Genomic DNA, 17,056 nt, shown 5'->3' on the forward strand with positions numbered 1-17,056 from the left:
TCTGCGGGCCGTCCGGTCCAACAGAGTGGTGTGCCACGGGTCTGGCCGACCGCCTGGGGGTGGGGCCGGACTGCCCCTGCCCGCTGCGGTAAGGCAATTGCACGCTGGAGGTACGGGCGGCCCGGATCAGTCGCTCAGCCGGGCCGCCATGCGTCCTCAGCCGGCTTGACCGGTCGGCTGCTTCCGGCTCCCGATTCCGCGTGACGAGGCCCGTACTCCCTCCAAGCCGTCGTAGGCGGTCTTCATCAACTGGGCCGCAAGATCGCTCATCGCCCGGCTGGCCGCCAGTTCGTCGCCGATCTCGGGGACGTCCACGTCCTCCGGTTGGCACCGGGCCCTGCCATGCCCGGTGAGCGATGTGGTGCCGGTGTCGACCACCATGCGTGCCTTGGTCGTTCGGTCTTCTTCGAAGAGGTGGAGACGGACTGTCCACTCTCCGGTCCTGGTCATGACCTGCCTCCTGCGTCGGTGCACGTGGACGCGAACGTCGGTGTGGAGCGGCTGTGCCGCGGCCTGTAGCGGGCTGTCGAGGGACACGGTGCCTCCACTGTGGGACGACTCCGCCACCGGCGGGGAGGGGCTGAACTTCCTTGGTGTGGACCCGACCGGCCCCCCGGTGCCCGGGCTGGCGTCGGCGAGTTCGACGGCGTGGACCAGCAACCGTCCGGGCAGCCGATCGAGCGTGCCACGACGGCCCGACGGCCCGACCGCCGACCGCCGACCGCGGAGCCGACGGGGCGCCGACGGGGCGCCGGCCGTCACTCAGGGGCCCCGCCGGTGCCGTCGTACGCCTACCTCGGGGTACGCCCCTGACGCGGTGCGACGATCGTCGAGATCCTCGCCGAGGGCGAACTGCGCGGCTGGTCCTGGCTGTTCGATCCCTACCTATGGCATCTGGGAGCACGGGCAGGGCGCGACGGACGGCGTACGAGTGCGACGCGCATCGGGTCCGCGCCGTGTGACCTGGTCCGCGAACGGGCCATCGATGGCCGGCAGGCGGCCGACGCCCGTGTGCAGATCACCGTCGACCGCGCCGACAGAACCAGGCCGCGATCGAGCGGGACCTGTACCGCGCGGTGCAAGAACGTCGCGGCACCGGCTCCCAGCCCACGGACGGTGCGCTGACCACCCTGAGCCAACGGGTGATCCCCATCACGATCCGTGTGTTTCGTGCTCCGTGCACTTCCTCGATCTGACCGTCGCTCGCACCTGAGGGTGCTCGGGGCCCACCAGGCCCGGTGAGGTGCCACCCGGCCCTACCTGGGAACATCGCCACGAGGCAGGCTCGTAAGCGCAGGGTTCCGGCCTGGGGAGCCCCGGAGTCCGGACCGGACGCATCGCGGAGGGACAGGCCCGAGATGAGACACCGCAGCGTTGCCGATCTGATGACACCCAACGTCGTCGTCGTTCAGCCGGGCACCCCGTTCAGGGAGATTGCGCACCTGCTGGAGGAGTACGGCATCACTGCCGTGCCGGTCATCGACGAGGACGAGCGGCCGGTGGGCGTCGTCTCCGAAGCCGATCTGCTGCGCAGGCACACCGACAAGCTCGGACCGAGTACCGCCGAAGTGATGATGACCAGCCCCGCTGTGGTGGCGCGCCCCGAGTGGAGCGTGGTGCGGGCGGCCAGGATGATGGAAGAGAAGAAGGTCAAACGGCTGCCCGTGGTCGACGACTCGGGCCGTCTCATCGGTGTGATCAGCCGCCGTGACCTCGTGCAGCTCTTCTTGCGGCGCGACCGGGCGATCCAGGAAGAGATCCTGGAGGACGTGCTCCCGCACACGCTGGGAGCGGCGCCGTCCGCCATTACGGTCGAGGTATCCGACGGCACGGTGACGCTCAGCGGCACCTTGGACCGCAAAAGCCTTGTCCCCATTGCCGTGCGGCTGTGCGAAAGCGTCGACGGTGTGGTCGAGGTGGTCGACCGGCTGACCTACGCACTGGACGACACCGCCTCGCAGCGGGAGAAGACAGTGGAGCCGGTCCGGCGCGCCCAGTGCCTGCCTCGGAAGGAGAAGGAGTATGAGCAGCGACGACGTGCGCAAACCGGTGGTAGCGGGAGTTTCCCGCTCGGCGACGGCCCGTAGAGCTGTGGACTGGGCGGCGGATGCCGCGGCCCGGCGGGGTCGGCCGCTGTGCCTGGTCCATGCTCAGGAGTGGCCCGCCGGAGCAGCCCCCAAAGACCGGCACGACCTGCCGGACCAGGTCTGGGCATCCCATTTCCGTGCCACTGGGCAGTCGCTGCTGGACGACCTCAGAGATGCGGCGGTGGAGCGGATACCCGGACTCCAGATCACCATGCGACTGCTGGACGGGCGCCCGGCGTCCGTTCTGCGCGAGGCGGCCGAGGAGGCTTCCCTGCTGGTCGTCGGTGGTCGTCTGGTGCCCGGGCCGGGCGAGGCCTTCACCTTCGGCGGGGTCGGGCCGGCGCTCGTCGGGCACCCTCCGTGCCCCGTTGCGCTCGTACTGGAGTCGACGATCGGGTACGACCCGTGCGGGCCGGTCATGGTGGGGGTGGACGGTTCCGCGGCCTCGGCGCCTGCGGTGTCGTTCGCCTTCGAGGAGGCGGCCGCCTGGGACGCGGACCTGCTGGCGGTGCAGGTGCGGCGCCCACGCCTTGGCGACTGGCCCGAGGCTCTGGAGGAGTCCGCCATCGACATCTCCGAGGCACTCGCCGGTTGGCGGGAGAAGTTCCCGCAGGTAGTGGTGAGAAAAGAGGTGATGGTCGGAAACCCGGCGGTCAAGCTGGCCGAGGCCGCCGCGGAAGCGCGTTGCCTCGTCGTGGGCTCCCGCGGGGTGGGCGGATTCCGCGGCATGGTACTCGGTTCGACCAGCCGCAACCTCTCTCACATGGCACCCGGACCCCTCGTGGTCGTCCCGCGCGAGGCCGCATCGGACTGAGCGATGGCAGGCTTCGGGTATGTGACATCAAAGGCGGCGCGCCCAGATTCATAGAGGCGCGCCCTGGGTGCGTTCGAGCAGGAATCGGGTACAGCCGTCCAGCGTGGTCAGGCGCGGAGTGTCCTCGTCGTCGATGCGGACACCGGTGCTCCCGCTGAGGAGCTCGATGAGGCTCAGAAAGTCCAGTGAGTCCATTTCGAGAGCGTCCCTGAACGTACGGTCGGGCCGCAGCGTGCTGAAGTCGGCTTCCGGGACGACCTCCATGAGGGCCTCCCGCACCGCACTCAGTGCTTCGTCGCGAGTCATAGCATCTCCGGATGCTGTAGGAGGCGGTCGACGGCTGTCAGACAGCGGGCGCCGGTGACGCCGTCGGTCGCCCGGTGGTCAGCGGACAGGGTTGCGGTGACCTGGGGGCGCACGCCGATCATTCCGCCCACGGCACACGGCCGTTCGACGACGCGACCGAAGCCCACGAGCGCCACCTGGGGCGGGTGGACGACTCCGAACACGGTCTCCACACCTTGGTCGCCGAGGCTGGTGACGGTGAGGGTCGCCGTGGAGACTTCAGCGCCTCGCAGCCTGCCGCCACGGGCCCGGCCGACCAGATCTTTCAACGTGGCCATCAGCTCGCCGAGGCCGAGGCTGTCGGCATCGCGCAACGCGGGTGCGACGAGTCCGCCACCGCGCAGCGACACGGCAACTCCGAGGTGCACGCCGTCGCCGGGCGTGAAATGGTCCTCGGTCCAGTAGCCGTTGAGTTCGGGAACTTCCCGAGCGGCGAGGGCAGCCGCCTTCAGCAGCAAGGCCGCAGGTAGCAGCCGTTCACGGCCCGCCGACCAGCGCACCGCGGGTGGTACCCCGCGCGGCGATGCGGGCAGCGGCGGTGAGCCGCAGGGTGACGGCCATCGCGGCTGCGGTACCGCCGGGATCACGCCATGGGGAAGCGGCGAGCGCGGCTCGCAGGGCCTCCGGCTCCGATGAGCGGGCGAGCCTGCCCCAAACGGTGGCCAGCGCTCCCATCGCGTAGGGCGGCGGCGCCTCACCACCCCTGGACAGTCGGCGGAAATGCGTGTCGATGTTGGCGATCTCGAAGCCGGATGCCAGCAGCCGAAGACACTCCACACCACGTTGCGGGAGCCAGCCCGCGAGCACGCGCAAATGCCAGAGCAACGCCGCTGTGACCGATCGCTGCGCCGTAGGAAGAGAGGCCCCCGATGCCAGGTGCCGGCAGTACGGGGTGGTCGTCAGATCACGCAGTGCCTCGTCCAGCGTCCGGGCGGCCGCGATGCGCCGGGCGCCGGGGATGCCCGGACGCCGGACCAGCATGCCCCGGGCCCTGGTCACCCCCGCTACCCATGCTGCGCTCATCAGCCTCCCCCCTCCGTGCCGTCGGGAGAGCGGGGTTGCACGGGGAGCCCCAGCTGACGACGCACCTTCGCCGTCACCTGGTCCGCCACAACGGGTATGCGTGACTCGGCCCGAAGCCTCAGCGCGGTTGCCGCGCGTTGGCCGGCGGCACGGATCGCCTCCGCTTCGCGTTGGCCAACCTCGCGTCGGTGAGCGGCGGCCTGCGCTCGTACGCGGTCACAGCGGTCGGCTGCCATGGCCAGGAGCTGTTCCGCTTGTTGTGTGGCGCCTCTTCGGATTCGCTCGGCCTCGTGCTGCGCCGCATCACGTACCTCTCCCGCTTGTTCGGCGGCCGGATCCAGCAGGGCGAGGGTGGGGGTCGGCTCTGCCGCCAACTCCGCGGTGCGGTCGGCAGGTACGCCGGTGGCCGCCGGTCCAGGTGTGCTGACGGGACGGAAGCGCAACAGGAGATCACGGAGACCGGCCATGAGCACTCCTCCCTGTGTGCTGGCCTTGTTTCCAGTTTCCATGGAAAGCGGTATATGTCGCCCTCGGGTAGGCTGCTGCCATAGGGAGAGCGGCCGAGGTTGAAGCGCTGTTCGACCCAACGCCGAAGCAATGAGCGGCGCATGCGATCGACTTGCCGGACGCCGGTGGTCCGGCGAGCCTTCGCGGCAATGCCGGGAAGGCTGCGGTAGCGCACATGACGACACCTCCCAGAGGCTCCATCGTCGTCGGCATCGAATCCCACGCTCAGGACCGAGTACCGCTGGCCTGGGGCCGCGGACGAGGCGGATCGCCGACGCTCGCCGCTCGTGGTGGTGCACGCACAGGGCATGCCCACACCGACCGGCGCCCCAGGACATCTGCCGTCCTGGCAGGAGTGGCGCAGCACGATGCACAAGACGGCCGAGAGCGTGCTTGCCGAGGCCGTTACCTTCGCCGAGGCACGCCACCCCGACCTGTCGGTAAGCGGCCTGTTGGCCGAGGGAGAGCCCTCCTGGGTCCTGCGCGAGCAGGGTGCGGAAGCGGCGATGATCGTGCTCGGGACCCGCTATCTCACGACCAGGCAGGAGCTCTTCACCTCCACTGCCGTCGCGCTTCCGGTGACGGCTCACGCCAGGTGTCCCGTGGTGGTCGTACGGGAATGGGAGCATGCTCTCGAAGCAGACCCATTTCTCGTCGTCGGTGTCGACGGCAGCCCGGCCTCGCAGGCCGCGGTGGACTTCGCGTTCGAGGAGGCGGCGCTGCGCCGTGCCCGGCTGCGCGCGGTGGCCGTGTGGCAACGGCCGCTGCTCGGCGCGCTTGACGAGGAGGCGGCACTCGGTGAGTGCCGGGAGGCGCTGTACGAAGCGGTCGCGGGACGGAAAGAGAGCCATCCGGACGTCGATCTGCACCATGAGGTGATAGCCGGTCACCCGGTGGAAATCCTGGTCCGGGAGTCACGGCACGCGCTCGCGCTGGTGACCGGGACCCGGGGGCTGGGTGGATTCGCCGGCATGCTCCTCGGGTCGGTGAGCCAGGGGGTGCTGCACCACGCACAGTGCCCGCTCTTCACCGTTCCCACTTCCTGACGCGCGTCTCCGGCCGCTGTGCCGCGATGAAACTCAGCGGCGCGGCACGACCGCCACAGGGCAGAAGGAATGGTGCAGAGCGGCGAACACGACGGGGCCGAGAAGTATCGGCGTCGTGTGCATACGACGCCCGACGACCAGCAGACTCGCCTGCGAGAGCAGGCCCTCAGCAGCACCGGTGCGACTCTTCCGCGCTGCACGTGTGCGACAACGGTGACACCGGGAAACTTCGCCCGCCAGGGTGCCAGGCTGTCGGCCAGCTTCTCCTCCTCGCCGGCCGCCGGCTCCGCCTCGTACGGTGAGCTGCTGGGGGTGGTGGGCACGAATTCCATGATCGCAGGGGGCTCCCATGCCCGCATGGCGCGCACCGTCGTGTGGTGCGCCTCGGCATCCGTGAAGGCGAATTCCAGCACGGACAAGACCGGCACCCTCACCCAGGCGGAGATGACCGTCACGCGGGTCTGGGCCGGGGCAGGACACACCGTGTCTCGGGGGTGGGTCACGCCCCTGTCGGAGATGTCCAGGATCCCGCCGGGGTACGCCAGTTGCTGCTCAGCGCCTTTCTGCGCAGCATCGCGCGGCTCCTGAGGGGCCCTGCTGGTCGCAGCCTCCAAGGCCGGGGTGGATCCGGCGGCACATGAGGCGGTTGCACATCGACCCCGATCGGATCGCCGAACTCAGCCGCACTGTTCCCGAGGGTGCTCAAGATGCCGGATGTGCGCGTCGGGGCCGGGAAAGACGACCGACACACGGTTGGTGTCCGACCAGCGAACGTCGTAGGGCGGAGTGCCGTCCTCATGGTGCAGCCCGATGATCTCTCCGTCCCGCCGCATGGCACCCGTGGTCGGACTCTCGACCACGAGCTGGTCGCCGACGTGTGCCTTCACGGTCCTCACTCCTCTGCGCGCGCCAGTGCCACGTTCCGACCGTGCCACGGAGAAGCGGCGAGCGCGTATGGGGCGAAGCGCCCGGGGGAGGGGCCGGATGGTCCTCGAACGAAAGCAGGGCCGGTCGGCCCATCGGCACGACCCGACCGGTTCTACTCCATCGCGGGCATCGGGACTTCACTGAAGGTGACGAGGAGGACAAGAGGACGCGGAGCAACGGAGCGAAACCGCGCACCACGCAATCAGGGCCCGCGAGAAGTGGGCAGTCCTCCTCGCCATTGTGCTGTCCCCGTGCGTGGTGGCTCGACGCGGCGGAGGCTGATGGGAGAGCGCGAGTGTGCGCAGGGCCCCGGGAGCGCCGGCCGGATCTCGCATCGCGGAGGTAGCCATGAGCAGCCAGCCGAAGGAAGGCGGCCGCATCGTCGTCGGGGTCGATGGATCGGAGTCGTCGAAAGAGGCGTTGCGCTGGGCGGTGCGTCAGGCGGAGCTGACCGATTGCACCGTCAACGCGGTGATCGCGTGGGAGTATCCGCCGCTCTACGGCTCGATCGGCTGGCTCGACGCACCGCAGTCCCTGGCAGGGGACATGAAGGTGTGGGCGGGCCAGGCACTCGACGATGCCATCAGAGAGGTCGTGAAGACGGGCGACGTTTCGCGGGTCAAGGCCACAGTGGCGTACGGGACGGCCGCCGCTGTGCTGCTGGATGCGGCCCAGGACGCCTCCCTGCTGGTTGTCGGCAACCGCGGACATGGTGGTTTCGGCGGAGCGCTCCTGGGATCGGTCAGCCAGCACTGCACCCAGCACGCGCCCTGTCCGGTTGTCGTCGTACGGGGCCACGACGAGTGAGAACCGGCGGCTGGTGGGTGTCCGGGTGGCGGTCGGCGGGACGCGCCGGCATCCCCCGCCTCCCCGCCCCCGGCTCGGGGTGCGAGGAGGTGGGGGGAACGCACCGGAGATGGTTGTGCGTACTTGGCATCCTCGCGGTAGGTGATGCGCACGGCATCTTCTCGTGCTGCTCCTATGGACCGATTGGGTTGCGACGGCTCGGTGGAGGCGGGTGTTCAGGCGGAGGGCTGGAGGGGCGGCAGCTCATTGTCGTGAGAGGCTCAAGGATGTGCCTGCCGGAGTCGATGCGGTGAAGGCGGTCGGAACCGTATCGAGGAACGACTACGAGACGGTGATCGAGCCGCTCGTCAATGGTGCGCGCAGCGAAGGTCGCCGTATCCGTCTCCTGTACGAGTTCGGCCCGGAGTTTCGGTCGTTCACCCCGGGGGCCGGATGGGAGGACTTCAAGATCGGGATCTCGTGGTCGAGATCGAACAGCCCTTGCGCGCCCAGGACTGTGAAGGCAGATCGTGTGCGTCTGTCCTCACTGGTGGGACGCGACCCGCATGCTGCTGGCCACGCTGGCCGCAACGCCGTCCCGACCGCAATGGTTACCGCAGTCGTGACTGATCCCATGCGCTCTCCGTAGCGGCGGTATGACCCGATTCAGGTCGGGGTCTATTGCCCGGCCCGCCCCGGCCCGCCCCGGCCCGCCCCGGCGGCCGTGCCGGCAACCCCTCGGGTACCCCGGACGGACCAGCCGGCAGGGCATGGTCGGGGCGTCAGAGATGCACTGGACGTATCACGACGCCGTCCGTCGCCGAACGAGGGGAGCAGTCCATGTCGCCATCGGATGCCGCTGCCCGCCTGACAAAGCCTGATCGGGTGTTCAATCGGGAGGCCGAGTGGGCCGCTCTGGTGGGCTTCGTGTGCGATCCGAGTCCTGGGGCCACGCTCGGCCTGGTCTCGGGACAGCGTCGGCAGGGCAAGACCATGCTGCTGGAAGCCGTTGCCAAGGCCGCCGACGGCTTCTATTTCGACGGCCATGCAGCAGCAGAGGCTGAGACTCTGTACCGCCTTGCAGAGCGTTTCGGGGCGCACACCCGGGCGACGCATCCACCGAGCTGGCAGCGCTGGGAGGACGCCGTGAACGCGCTGCTGGCGCTGGGTGACCAGCGCCCGGTCCCCGTGGTCATCGACAACTTCCCTGACCTTGTGGGCCCGAGCCCGGCGCTACCGTCCGTCATTCATGGTGCTTACCGTCGTCTGCACCAGGTGCGTCGGAACAACCGGGCCCGTCTCATCCTCAGCGGCGGGACGCCCTCCCTCATGCGCAGGCTCTTCTCCGGCCCGTCATCCCTACACCGGCTCGCCGCGCTGGAACTCCTGGTGCAGCCCTTCGACTTCCGCGAGGCGGCGCGATTCTGGGGCATCCGATCCCCGCGGCTTGCCGTGCAGGTGCATTCCGTCGTGGGCGGTACCCCCGCCTATCGAGGTGACCTTGTGTGTGACGATGCCCCTACCGACCCGCATGACTTCGACGCATGGGTGTGCAGAACTGTTCTCAACCCCCGTGTCCCCCTGTTCTGGGAGGCGCGCAATCTGCTGGAGGAGGAGGCGAATCACGCGGACCGGGCGCTGTCCCACTCCACGCTGGTCGCGATCGCGGCCGGCTGCTCCACACCTGGTGAGATCGCCGAACGCATCGGAGCCCAGCTGACCGACGTGTCTCACGTCGTGGCCGTGCTACAGAACCGAGGCCTGTTGAACGCAGAGCCCGACGCATTCCGGCCCTCAATGACGCGTTATCGGATCGCCGAGCCGCTATTGGCCTTCGAGCATGCCGTCGCCTGGCCCCATCGCGCCGCGATCGAGCAGGAGGGCGCCGCCGACGTGTGGCAACGCGCCCGCACCACGTTCGACTCGGCCGTTGCCGCGCCGCGCTTCGCCCAGGTCTGCCGGGACTGGGCCACCGCATACGCGGGCCCGGACACCTTCAAAGGGACCCCCGAAACGGCCGTGCGCGGCACTGTCTCCGGCCGTGTGGAGCACACGCGCCTCGATGTCGACGTGGCGGTACGAGGGAACGTCGAAGGCTGGCCCGGAGCCCTGCTCTCGGTCGGTCTCACCTGCTGGAACGAGATGATGGACATCCATCACCTGGAACGGCTGCGCCAGGCTCTGTCCGTCCTCCGCACTTCCGGCGAGGACATCGACCGGGTCACGCCGGCGTGCTACAGCGGAATCGGGTTCGGCCCGGAACTGCGGGCGGCGGAAGCCAGGGGTGAAGTGCTTCTGGTCGACGTCGACAGGCTCTACCACGGCGAGTGACCAACCGTCAGGCGGTCAAGCGGTCGCACAGACGGATTCGACGAAGTGACCCACCTTCTCTTCCGGGAGGTGCCGGGCAAGGTCGGCTTCGCTGATCATGCCCACCAGCCGGTGGTCGTCGATGACCGGCAGGCGCCGGATCCGGTGTTCCTCCATGGCGTTCAGGACCTGTTCCGCTCCGGCGTCGGCGGTGATGGTGACGGGCTTGCCCTGGGCGAGTTCGCCGGCGGTCATGGTTTGCGGGTCTTTGCCCTTGGCGAGGCATTTCAGAACGATGTCGCGGTCGGTGATCATCCCGTGGAGGCGGTCGTCGGGGCCGCAGATGGGCAGTGCGCCCACATCGAGGTCGCGCATCCGGCGTGCGGCGTCCACAAGGGTTTCGCTCTCCTGAACACAGATGGCGCCACTGTGCATGATGTCGCGTGCGGTGGTCATTGCGGTGACTCCCTCAAGTGCGTGTGGGATGGGGGCGAGCACGCCGGGTGCCCGTCGTCCGCCGCCCCGTGGGGCCTGAGATCAGTCTCTGGCGTGCGGACTGACTGCGAAATGGGTCGAATGGTCCAGATTTTGTCAGGGAGCCGCGAAGCGGGCTGGCCGTTCACGGCTGCGAGACTCAGTGAGGTCGGGATGCCGGGCGGCACTCTCACAGGAGTCCGCCCACGCCTCGCTGCAAAGGTCGGCGGTGTGCGGCACGCTCCGGTGGCCGATGGCCGGAAGCTCCTTGCTGTGTTGCCCGCTCGGACTGAGACCACCACTACCACTCGGCCGTCCGATGCTGCCGTCAATGGAACGGGCCGGACACCTTGCGGGTGGCATCGACCACGGCTGCCAGCTCACCCAACTGCCCCGTGATGAAACAGAACAGGTCGTCGAAGGAGACCATCCCGACCAGCTGTCCGTGGTCCACCACCGGCAGGTGGCGGGCTCGGATCGTGTGCATGGCGTGCATTGCGGCCTGGACCGGGGTGTCCGCCTCCACAGTGACCGGGTCGGTCGACATCATCGCCTCGACCCGCACCCGTGGCGACAGGCCGCAGGCCATGGCCCGTACGACAAGATCCCGGTCGGTGATCACACCCGCCACGTGATCGTCCTCGACCACGGGCAGAGCCCCGACGCGAGCATCGGCCATGCGCCGGGCTGTCGGGCATCTGGCCACGGTGACGACGTGAGCGGTGTCGGGGCCCGTGCTGTGGCATTTCGTGCAGCAGGGCACGGGCATAGCGTTGACCGTGCAAGGGAGACGACAACCGCGGTCCGCAGCGTTCGCATCGCGGAAACAGCCTCGTCGAAGGATGACCTGCGTCGAGGGAGCCATCAGTGATCACAGCAATCCGCCTGCCAGGGCGGCATCCGACACGGTCAGCCAAGTCGGGGCCGTCGCGAGAACCGCCCAAGGCGCCAGCCTCGCCACCGACCCCCACCTGGCGGCCTTGGCTGCTGCCCATCGCCCTGATGATCATGTTTCTCGTCCTCCTGATGCGCTCCCAGTCCTCGCCGGCAACCTCGCTTTCGTACAGCCACTTCCTCGGCAAGGTGAACACGGGACAGGTCAAGACGGTCGACATCAACGACAAGGGAGCTGTTGAAGGAACCCTCAAGGATGGGCGGAAATTCACCACCCACATCCCCACCGCGCTGGACAACAGTAGCCTTGAGCAACAGTTGCGGTCCGAGAAGGTGGACATCTCCGCCTCCTCCAGCGGTGGTAGCTGGCTGGGGACGCTGCTGGCATTCATCCTGCCGCTGGTGCTCCTCGGTGCGCTGTTCCTGTGGACCGGGCGGCAGGCGGCACGCACGCTGTCCGGAGGACTGAGCGGCATCGGACGGTCCCGGGCCAAGATCATCGAGGCCGAGCGTCCGACCACCCGCTTCGCCGACGTCGCCGGGTACGAGGGCGTCAAGCAGGAGATCAGCGAGGTCGTCGACTTCCTGCGCCACCCGGAGCGGTACGCGGTGGCCGGAGCCAAAGGGCCACGGGGAGTGCTCATGGTCGGACCACCGGGCACAGGCAAAACGCTGCTCGCACGCGCCGTCGCGGGCGAGGCCGAGGTCCCCTTCCTGTCGGTGACCGGATCGGCGTTCGTGGAGATGTTCGTCGGGGTTGGCGCATCCCGGGTACGCGACCTCTTCGCCGACGCACGCAAACGTGCCCCCTCGATCATCTTCATCGACGAGATCGATGCCGTCGGCAGCCGTCGCGGCGGGGTGCGTCTGGGCGGCAACGATGAGCGCGAGCAGACCCTCAACCAGCTTCTGGCCGAGATGGACGGCTTCGACCAGGGCAGCGGCATCGTGGTGCTCGCCGCGACCAACCGGCCGGAGGCGCTCGACCCGGCGCTGCTGCGGCCCGGCCGCTTCGACCGGCATGTGACCGTCCCGCTGCCCAATCAGGCTGAGCGGGCGGCGATCCTGACCGTGCACGCCCATGGCAAGACACTCGCACCCGACGTCGACTGGAACGTCGTGGCGCGAGCCACGCCGGGCTTCTCCGGAGCCGACCTCGCGAACCTCGTCAACGAGGCAGCCATCAACGCGGTCCGCGCGGGCGGCGCCGTCATCTCCGCCCAGGACCTGGACACCGCCCGCGACCGGGTGCTGCTCGGTCGGCGGGAAACCTCCAACGCTCTGCTCCCCGAGGAGCGCCAGGCGGTCGCCGTTCACGAGTCGGGCCACGCCCTCGTCGCGGCCCTGTGCGAGCACGCCGACCCGGTCGCCAAGGTGACCATCCTGCCTTCCGGACCCGCCCTCGGTGCCACCGAGCAGCTCCCCGAAGCCGAACGTCACCTCTACAGTGAGAGCTATCTGAACGATCTGCTGACCGTCCGGCTCGGCGGCCGGGCCGCCGAACTTGTCTCCTTCGGCGAGGGCTCGACCGGCGCTGCCGACGACCTGGCAGGTGCCACACAGATCGCCGGCCGTATGGTCCGCGATTTCGGTCTGTCCCCCGCCCTCGGCCCGGTCGGCTATGCCTCGGGCGGCCTTCAGCGCCTCGGCGGAGAGTCTCCCGAATCAGCCCTGCAGCGGCCGTACTCCGAGCAGACCCAGCGCATCGTTGACGAGGAAACCACCCGCCTGGTCCGGCAGGCCGAGAAGCGCGCCGTGGCTCTGCTGCGCGAACACCGCACGGCACTGGACGCCCTCGCGGAGCGGCTCATCACCCACGAAACCGTCGCCGGTGCTGTCGTACTGGACGTACTGCGGGAGCACGGGCGAACCGCTGATGGCCATGCCGCCACGGCGGGCAACAACAAGACGCCGTTCTGACAGCGCACGGCTCATTGAGGAGGGCGCAGGTGGTGAGGGGCACCTGGTTCTGGATTCGAGTTCGACGGCGGTGACTCGCACCCGCTGGCCCCGCGGTAATCCGAATGGCGCGAGAGCTCGTGCGACTGGCCAACCTTGGCGTGGCGTCGCACCGAACGCGTACGGGTGGTGGGGTGCGTGTGCCGGGTATCGGCCACGAATGACCCGGCGACTACTGGTGGCAGCGGGTGGTCTTCTGCCCCATGTGACGGTGAGGTAGCGCGCTGTCGGCTTCCCGTCGCAGATCGCCAAGGGGCTGTGCTGATCGGCGAGCCTGTCCGGCGACGAGCCAGTCTCCGACTTCGCATCGGATCGCAGTAGGGCGTGGCTGTATGACTTCCGACGCCTGCGCGTCCGCTCCGGCGACTGAGCCAATTGTCAGTCGTTGTCGCCCCTGTCGCCCCTGTCGCCCGTGGCGGTCTTGGAGAAGCCGTCATGCCAGGCGGCCTTCGCCCCGGAGTCGCCGATCCGGTAGACGTCCACTACGGCACCCGCGGCCTCGCCGACGGCCGGCACCGCTGCCACGATGCGGACGACCAGTGCGGACCGGGAGGGGGCGGACCGGGCCGTTCCCCGAGGGTGACCTCCGCCGCGGCCGGCCTGCGGTTCGTTCACCAGATCACCGTCGCCAGCACGAACAGGCCCGCAGCCCAGGGGAGCAGCCCATCGCCGAGTTCGGTGTGCCTGCGTACCAGGGCGTTGCCGTCGACGTGCTTCTCCAGCCACTCCCCGGCCCCCGTGGCCAGGGGCACGCTCGCCAGCGTCACCAGGGCCAGCAACGGCAGCGCCATCCCCATGCGCCGGGCGGCACTCGGCCACATCGCGCCGACCACAGCCGCCAGTGCGCTCAGGGGAATGAGCCACGACGACGAAGCCGGGCGGCTCGTCCCGCGGGTCACCGGCCGCTACCCGCTCGCGGACGCGGCACGCGCCCACGCGGACCTGGAGTCGCGTCACACCACCGGCAAACTGCTGCTCCTGCCCTGACCGTCCGTCACTCGATGCGGTCCCAGGTGCCGTGCCCGACCCACTTGAATGGAACACAACAGCTCGCACCGGGAGGATCCATGCCGTTGACCCGCAAGGGCGCCGCGACCAGGCAGCGCATCATCGAGGGTGCTGCCGACCAGATCCGCGAACAGGGCGTGTTCGCGGTGCGCCTTGAGGACGTCATGGCCCGCACAGCAACGCTCCATGCAGCCCTCGCCCAGCTGGGCGGGACCACCGACGCCACCCGGACCGTGGCCGGCGAACTGCTCGGCCGGTGGCAGCAGCAACTCGCCGCGGGGATCGCCCACATGCAGGGCAGCGGCGAGGTCGCCCCCGGACTGGACGCCGATCAAGAGGCGGCGGCCCTGCTGGCCGGCATCCAGGGCGGCGTGCTGATCCTCATGACCACGGGCGGCTCCACCTACCCGCCAGCTCCTCCTGACGCCTGCGGTTCCCCTCCAGTTCCGACGCGATCTGGTGTCTGCCCGCGCTCGGACGGCCAGGAGGACCGGGCTATACGGCCATGGAGGGCGCGGTCCTTTGCCGTGCGCGGTAGGCCGCGGCCTTGATCTTGTTGCCGCAGGACTCCATTCCGCACCACTGTCTTCGCATGCCGCGGGAACGGTCGATGTAGACCCGTGTGCACTCAGGATTACCGCATTCCTTCAGCAACGGGACATCCGGGCCGCTGAGCAATTCGACGGCCTGCCGGGCGACGGTCGCCAGGGCCCGTCCAGGGGTTGCCTCATTGTGCCGGCCGGTCAAGGAGAGCTGCGGCGTCACGGGAGTCTCGCGCGCGGCGCCGTTGAGCACGGCGAGTGCCTCGCGGTCGAACTCCTCACCGAGGCGGCGGTTGGTGATGAGCCGGTAGACAGCCTCGCGGAGGACTGTCGCCTGCCGGACGTCCTCCTCGTCGGCGGGCGTGATCGTGTCCACGAGTCCGGACTCCAGGTACCAGGCATTCAGCCGCTCCGGTGTCACCAACATCTCGAACCGGGTCGAGCGCCGTGCACGGAGCGTGGCCGCGAAGTCAAGGGCCGGATGTCCGCATACGAAAACATGGTCGAGATTCACATCACGATCCTGGCAGGTGACTGTCGCGGAGTGCAAGAATCGTCACCGGTCCGAGCGGTATCGCACGGACGGCGCGGTGATGTGAAAGACCGATGCGCGGCCGGACGGCACCGGCCTGCGCGCCCGGGTCAGGGCCGGGCGTGGGCTGCGGAGTCCTCTCGCTGTCCGCGTTCACCTTCTTGCTGTAGCCGGAGTTCGCGGCCCTGCCACCGTCGGCGCAGCCAGCGGTCGTGGCTTGCGAGGATGATCGCGCCCGGGCCGGTTCCCAGGGCCTCCTCCAGTTCGTCGCACAGGCGCGGCGAAAGGTGGTTGGTGGGCTCGTCGAGCAGCAGCAGCTGGGGTGGACGGGCCACCAGAAGGGCCAGGGCGAGCCGCCGCCGCTGTCCCACGGACAGCAGGCCGACGGGTTTGTCCAGGTCCCCCACGTGCACCAGACCGAGCGAACTCAGCGGCACCTTCTCGGAAACGCCCGGGCCCAGCGACAGCTCGTAGGTGTCACGGACCGTGCGGTCGGGCCGGTCGAACGCGGTGTCCTGGGCGAGTAGCCCCACCGTAAGACGGCGCCGCCTGCGCATCACACCCTCGGCCGCGACATGTCCGGCAAGCACGGCGAGTAGCGTCGACTTGCCCGATCCGTTGCCGCCTGTGATCAGCAGCCGCTCGGTTGCCGACACCTCCAGAACATCCAGCACGAGTCTGCCTGGCACACGTATGTCCTGCAACGAGACGAGTGGCTGCGGGCTTTCCTGCGTCCTCGCGGCCACCGCGTCGGCCGCGAACCGCAGCGGGCTCGGCGGCTCGGCGAGCTGGCCGCGTTCCAGCTCCTCCAGCCGCCGGGTGGCGTTGCGTACCCGGCGGGAGATCTGGTTCTGCACCCTGCCCGCCCGGTGGCCGTAGCCCATCTTCTCGTTGTCGCGCCGCCCCCGGTCCGGCGCGACCAGATGTGCGGTCACGCCCGCCGTGTGACGCAGTGCTTCCAACTCCTCCTGCTCTTCCGCGTATCGCCGTTCCCAGCGCTCCCGCTCGGCGCGCTTCTTACTCACGTAGGCGCTGTAGTTGCCTCCGTATCGAACCGGGCAGTCCACGGCCGGGTCGAGGTCGATCAGGTCGGTGCAGACGCTGTCGAGGAACGCCCGGTCGTGGCTGGCGGCCACCACGGTTCCGGGCAGAGCGCGGATCTGCTCTTCCAGGAAGGCGGCGGCGCCGTCGTCAAGGTGATTGGTCGGCTCGTCGAGGAGCAGCGCCGACGGCCGCCGGACGAGCAGCGCGGCCAGGGCGAGCCGGCCGCGCTGTCCGCCCGAGAGCGAGCCGAGCGTACGGTCGTGCCCGAGCGAGCCCAGGCCAAGGCCGTCGAGGACCAGCCCCGCGCGACGGTCGGCGTCCCAGCACTCGCGCTCCTGCGCCCGCTCAAGGCACTTGCCGTAGCGGCCCAGGAGCTCTCGGTGACCGGGCGAGTCCTCGGGGACCCGCGCCAGCTCTGCGCCGAGCCGTTCGAGCTCCGCCAGCTCTGTGCGGGCCTCGCGCAGCGCCTCGTCCAGCACCGAGGCGATGGTCGAGTCCGCGCCGAAGGGCATCTCCTGGTGCAGAAAGCCGAGGTCACCTGGGCGGGAGACGCTTCCGGCGTCGGGTTCGTCCACACCGGCCAGCACCCGCAACAGGGTGGACTTGCCGACGCCGTTCTCCCCGATCAGACCGATGCGGTGGCCGGGGGAGGCGGTCAGGGAGACACCGTCGAGGACACGTCGGCCATCGAGGTCACGGACGAGGTCACGGGCGAGCAGAGCGGGTACGGGCACGGAGATCCGTCCAACGTGGTCGGG

The 17,056-nt window shown here is 69.3% G+C and carries 18 protein-coding genes and 2 pseudogenes; 9 read left to right on the top strand and 11 right to left on the bottom strand.

The annotated features are described in order from the left end of the window. Window positions 1–156: 156 nt before the first annotated feature. On the bottom strand, window positions 157–450 hold the full coding sequence (locus AB0C96_RS08895) for a DUF1876 domain-containing protein (RefSeq protein WP_362915155.1): 294 nt from the start codon (window positions 448–450) through the stop codon (window positions 157–159). A gap of 908 nt (window positions 451–1,358) precedes the next feature. Here AB0C96_RS08895 and AB0C96_RS08900 point away from each other — a divergent pair. Continuing rightward, entirely contained in the window at window positions 1,359–2,087 is a 729-nt protein-coding gene (locus tag AB0C96_RS08900; RefSeq protein ID WP_362915157.1) for a CBS domain-containing protein, read from the top strand. Beyond that, window positions 2,023–2,901 (top strand): universal stress protein, encoded by an 879-nt coding sequence (locus AB0C96_RS08905; protein WP_362915158.1) that lies wholly within the window; start codon window positions 2,023–2,025, stop codon window positions 2,899–2,901. The genes AB0C96_RS08900 and AB0C96_RS08905 overlap by 65 nt, the downstream gene beginning before the upstream one ends. A gap of 48 nt (window positions 2,902–2,949) precedes the next feature. Here the strand turns inward: AB0C96_RS08905 and AB0C96_RS08910 are convergent, their stop codons facing one another. The 3 genes from AB0C96_RS08910 to AB0C96_RS08920 are packed head-to-tail and all read right to left on the bottom strand — an operon-like array spanning window position 2,950 to window position 4,269. Continuing rightward, a complete protein-coding gene (locus AB0C96_RS08910; protein WP_362915160.1) occupies window positions 2,950–3,207 on the bottom strand; it encodes an acyl carrier protein in 258 nt (85 codons plus the stop codon). Further along, the gene (locus AB0C96_RS08915; RefSeq protein WP_362915162.1) at window positions 3,204–3,833 is read right to left on the bottom strand and encodes a 2-oxo acid dehydrogenase subunit E2; all 630 of its coding nucleotides are present in this window, start codon (window positions 3,831–3,833) and stop codon (window positions 3,204–3,206) included. Before AB0C96_RS08915 ends, AB0C96_RS08910 begins: the two co-directional genes overlap by 4 nt. Then, the gene (locus AB0C96_RS08920) at window positions 3,724–4,269 is read right to left on the bottom strand and encodes a hypothetical protein (protein WP_362915164.1); all 546 of its coding nucleotides are present in this window, start codon (window positions 4,267–4,269) and stop codon (window positions 3,724–3,726) included. The genes AB0C96_RS08915 and AB0C96_RS08920 overlap by 110 nt, the downstream gene beginning before the upstream one ends. A gap of 815 nt (window positions 4,270–5,084) precedes the next feature. Here AB0C96_RS08920 and AB0C96_RS08925 point away from each other — a divergent pair. Next, the gene (locus AB0C96_RS08925) at window positions 5,085–5,822 is read left to right on the top strand and encodes a universal stress protein (RefSeq protein ID WP_362915166.1); all 738 of its coding nucleotides are present in this window, start codon (window positions 5,085–5,087) and stop codon (window positions 5,820–5,822) included. Between the two features lie 701 nt (window positions 5,823–6,523). On the opposite strand, the pseudogene AB0C96_RS08930 reads toward AB0C96_RS08925, so the two are convergent. After that, window positions 6,524–6,709: pseudogene (locus AB0C96_RS08930) on the bottom strand (DUF1918 domain-containing protein); the annotation flags it as partial. A gap of 388 nt (window positions 6,710–7,097) precedes the next feature. On the opposite strand from AB0C96_RS08930, the gene AB0C96_RS08935 reads away from it, so the two are divergent. The 3 genes from AB0C96_RS08935 to AB0C96_RS08945 all read left to right on the top strand — a co-directional run bounded on the left by AB0C96_RS08935 (window position 7,098) and on the right by AB0C96_RS08945 (window position 9,866). Continuing rightward, the gene (locus AB0C96_RS08935) at window positions 7,098–7,556 is read left to right on the top strand and encodes a universal stress protein (RefSeq protein ID WP_362915168.1); all 459 of its coding nucleotides are present in this window, start codon (window positions 7,098–7,100) and stop codon (window positions 7,554–7,556) included. 289 nt (window positions 7,557–7,845) lie between these two features. Further along, complete coding sequence (locus AB0C96_RS08940; RefSeq protein ID WP_362915219.1) at window positions 7,846–8,184, top strand: STAS/SEC14 domain-containing protein; 339 nt, start codon at window positions 7,846–7,848, stop codon at window positions 8,182–8,184. A 191-nt stretch (window positions 8,185–8,375) separates the two neighbouring features. Further along, entirely contained in the window at window positions 8,376–9,866 is a 1,491-nt protein-coding gene (locus AB0C96_RS08945; protein ID WP_362915170.1) for an ArsR family transcriptional regulator, read from the top strand. 15 nt (window positions 9,867–9,881) lie between these two features. Here the strand turns inward: AB0C96_RS08945 and AB0C96_RS08950 are convergent, their stop codons facing one another. Both AB0C96_RS08950 and AB0C96_RS08955 read right to left on the bottom strand, forming a co-directional pair. Further along, on the bottom strand, window positions 9,882–10,301 hold the full coding sequence (locus AB0C96_RS08950; protein ID WP_362915172.1) for a CBS domain-containing protein: 420 nt from the start codon (window positions 10,299–10,301) through the stop codon (window positions 9,882–9,884). Window positions 10,302–10,647: 346 nt separating this feature from the next. Further along, on the bottom strand, window positions 10,648–10,998 hold the full coding sequence (locus tag AB0C96_RS08955) for a CBS domain-containing protein (protein WP_362915174.1): 351 nt from the start codon (window positions 10,996–10,998) through the stop codon (window positions 10,648–10,650). A 188-nt stretch (window positions 10,999–11,186) separates the two neighbouring features. Here AB0C96_RS08955 and ftsH point away from each other — a divergent pair, with 188 nt between their 5' ends. Next, window positions 11,187–13,133: an ATP-dependent zinc metalloprotease FtsH gene (ftsH, locus tag AB0C96_RS08960; protein ID WP_362915175.1), complete on the top strand. Its 1,947-nt coding sequence runs from the start codon at window positions 11,187–11,189 to the stop codon at window positions 13,131–13,133. 417 nt (window positions 13,134–13,550) lie between these two features. Here the strand turns inward: ftsH and AB0C96_RS08965 are convergent, their stop codons facing one another. Together AB0C96_RS08965 and AB0C96_RS08970 are read right to left on the bottom strand one after the other, a co-directional pair. Further along, window positions 13,551–13,787: a hypothetical protein gene (locus AB0C96_RS08965; protein ID WP_362915177.1), complete on the bottom strand. Its 237-nt coding sequence runs from the start codon at window positions 13,785–13,787 to the stop codon at window positions 13,551–13,553. Then, entirely contained in the window at window positions 13,784–13,993 is a 210-nt protein-coding gene (locus tag AB0C96_RS08970; protein WP_362915179.1) for a hypothetical protein, read from the bottom strand. The genes AB0C96_RS08965 and AB0C96_RS08970 overlap by 4 nt, the downstream gene beginning before the upstream one ends. 55 nt (window positions 13,994–14,048) lie before the next feature. Between AB0C96_RS08970 and AB0C96_RS08975 the strand changes: the two are divergent. Both AB0C96_RS08975 and AB0C96_RS08980 read left to right on the top strand, forming a co-directional pair. Beyond that, a pseudogene (locus AB0C96_RS08975) lies at window positions 14,049–14,159 on the top strand (zinc-binding dehydrogenase); the annotation flags it as partial. A gap of 80 nt (window positions 14,160–14,239) precedes the next feature. Further along, a complete protein-coding gene (locus tag AB0C96_RS08980) occupies window positions 14,240–14,731 on the top strand; it encodes a hypothetical protein (protein WP_362915181.1) in 492 nt (163 codons plus the stop codon). On the opposite strand, the gene AB0C96_RS08985 is transcribed toward AB0C96_RS08980, so the two are convergent. Both AB0C96_RS08985 and AB0C96_RS08990 read right to left on the bottom strand, forming a co-directional pair. Then, on the bottom strand, window positions 14,676–15,236 hold the full coding sequence (locus AB0C96_RS08985; protein ID WP_362915183.1) for a CGNR zinc finger domain-containing protein: 561 nt from the start codon (window positions 15,234–15,236) through the stop codon (window positions 14,676–14,678). The two genes, AB0C96_RS08980 and AB0C96_RS08985, sit on opposite strands and share 56 nt — an antisense overlap. Before the next feature lie 128 nt (window positions 15,237–15,364). Then, window positions 15,365–17,032, bottom strand: a complete 1,668-nt coding sequence (locus AB0C96_RS08990) for an ABC-F family ATP-binding cassette domain-containing protein (RefSeq protein ID WP_362915185.1) — start codon at window positions 17,030–17,032, stop codon at window positions 15,365–15,367. Window positions 17,033–17,056 lie beyond the last annotated feature (24 nt).

Source organism: Streptomyces sp. NPDC048506, from assembly GCF_040651315.1.
GTDB lineage: Bacteria > Actinomycetota > Actinomycetes > Streptomycetales > Streptomycetaceae > Streptomyces.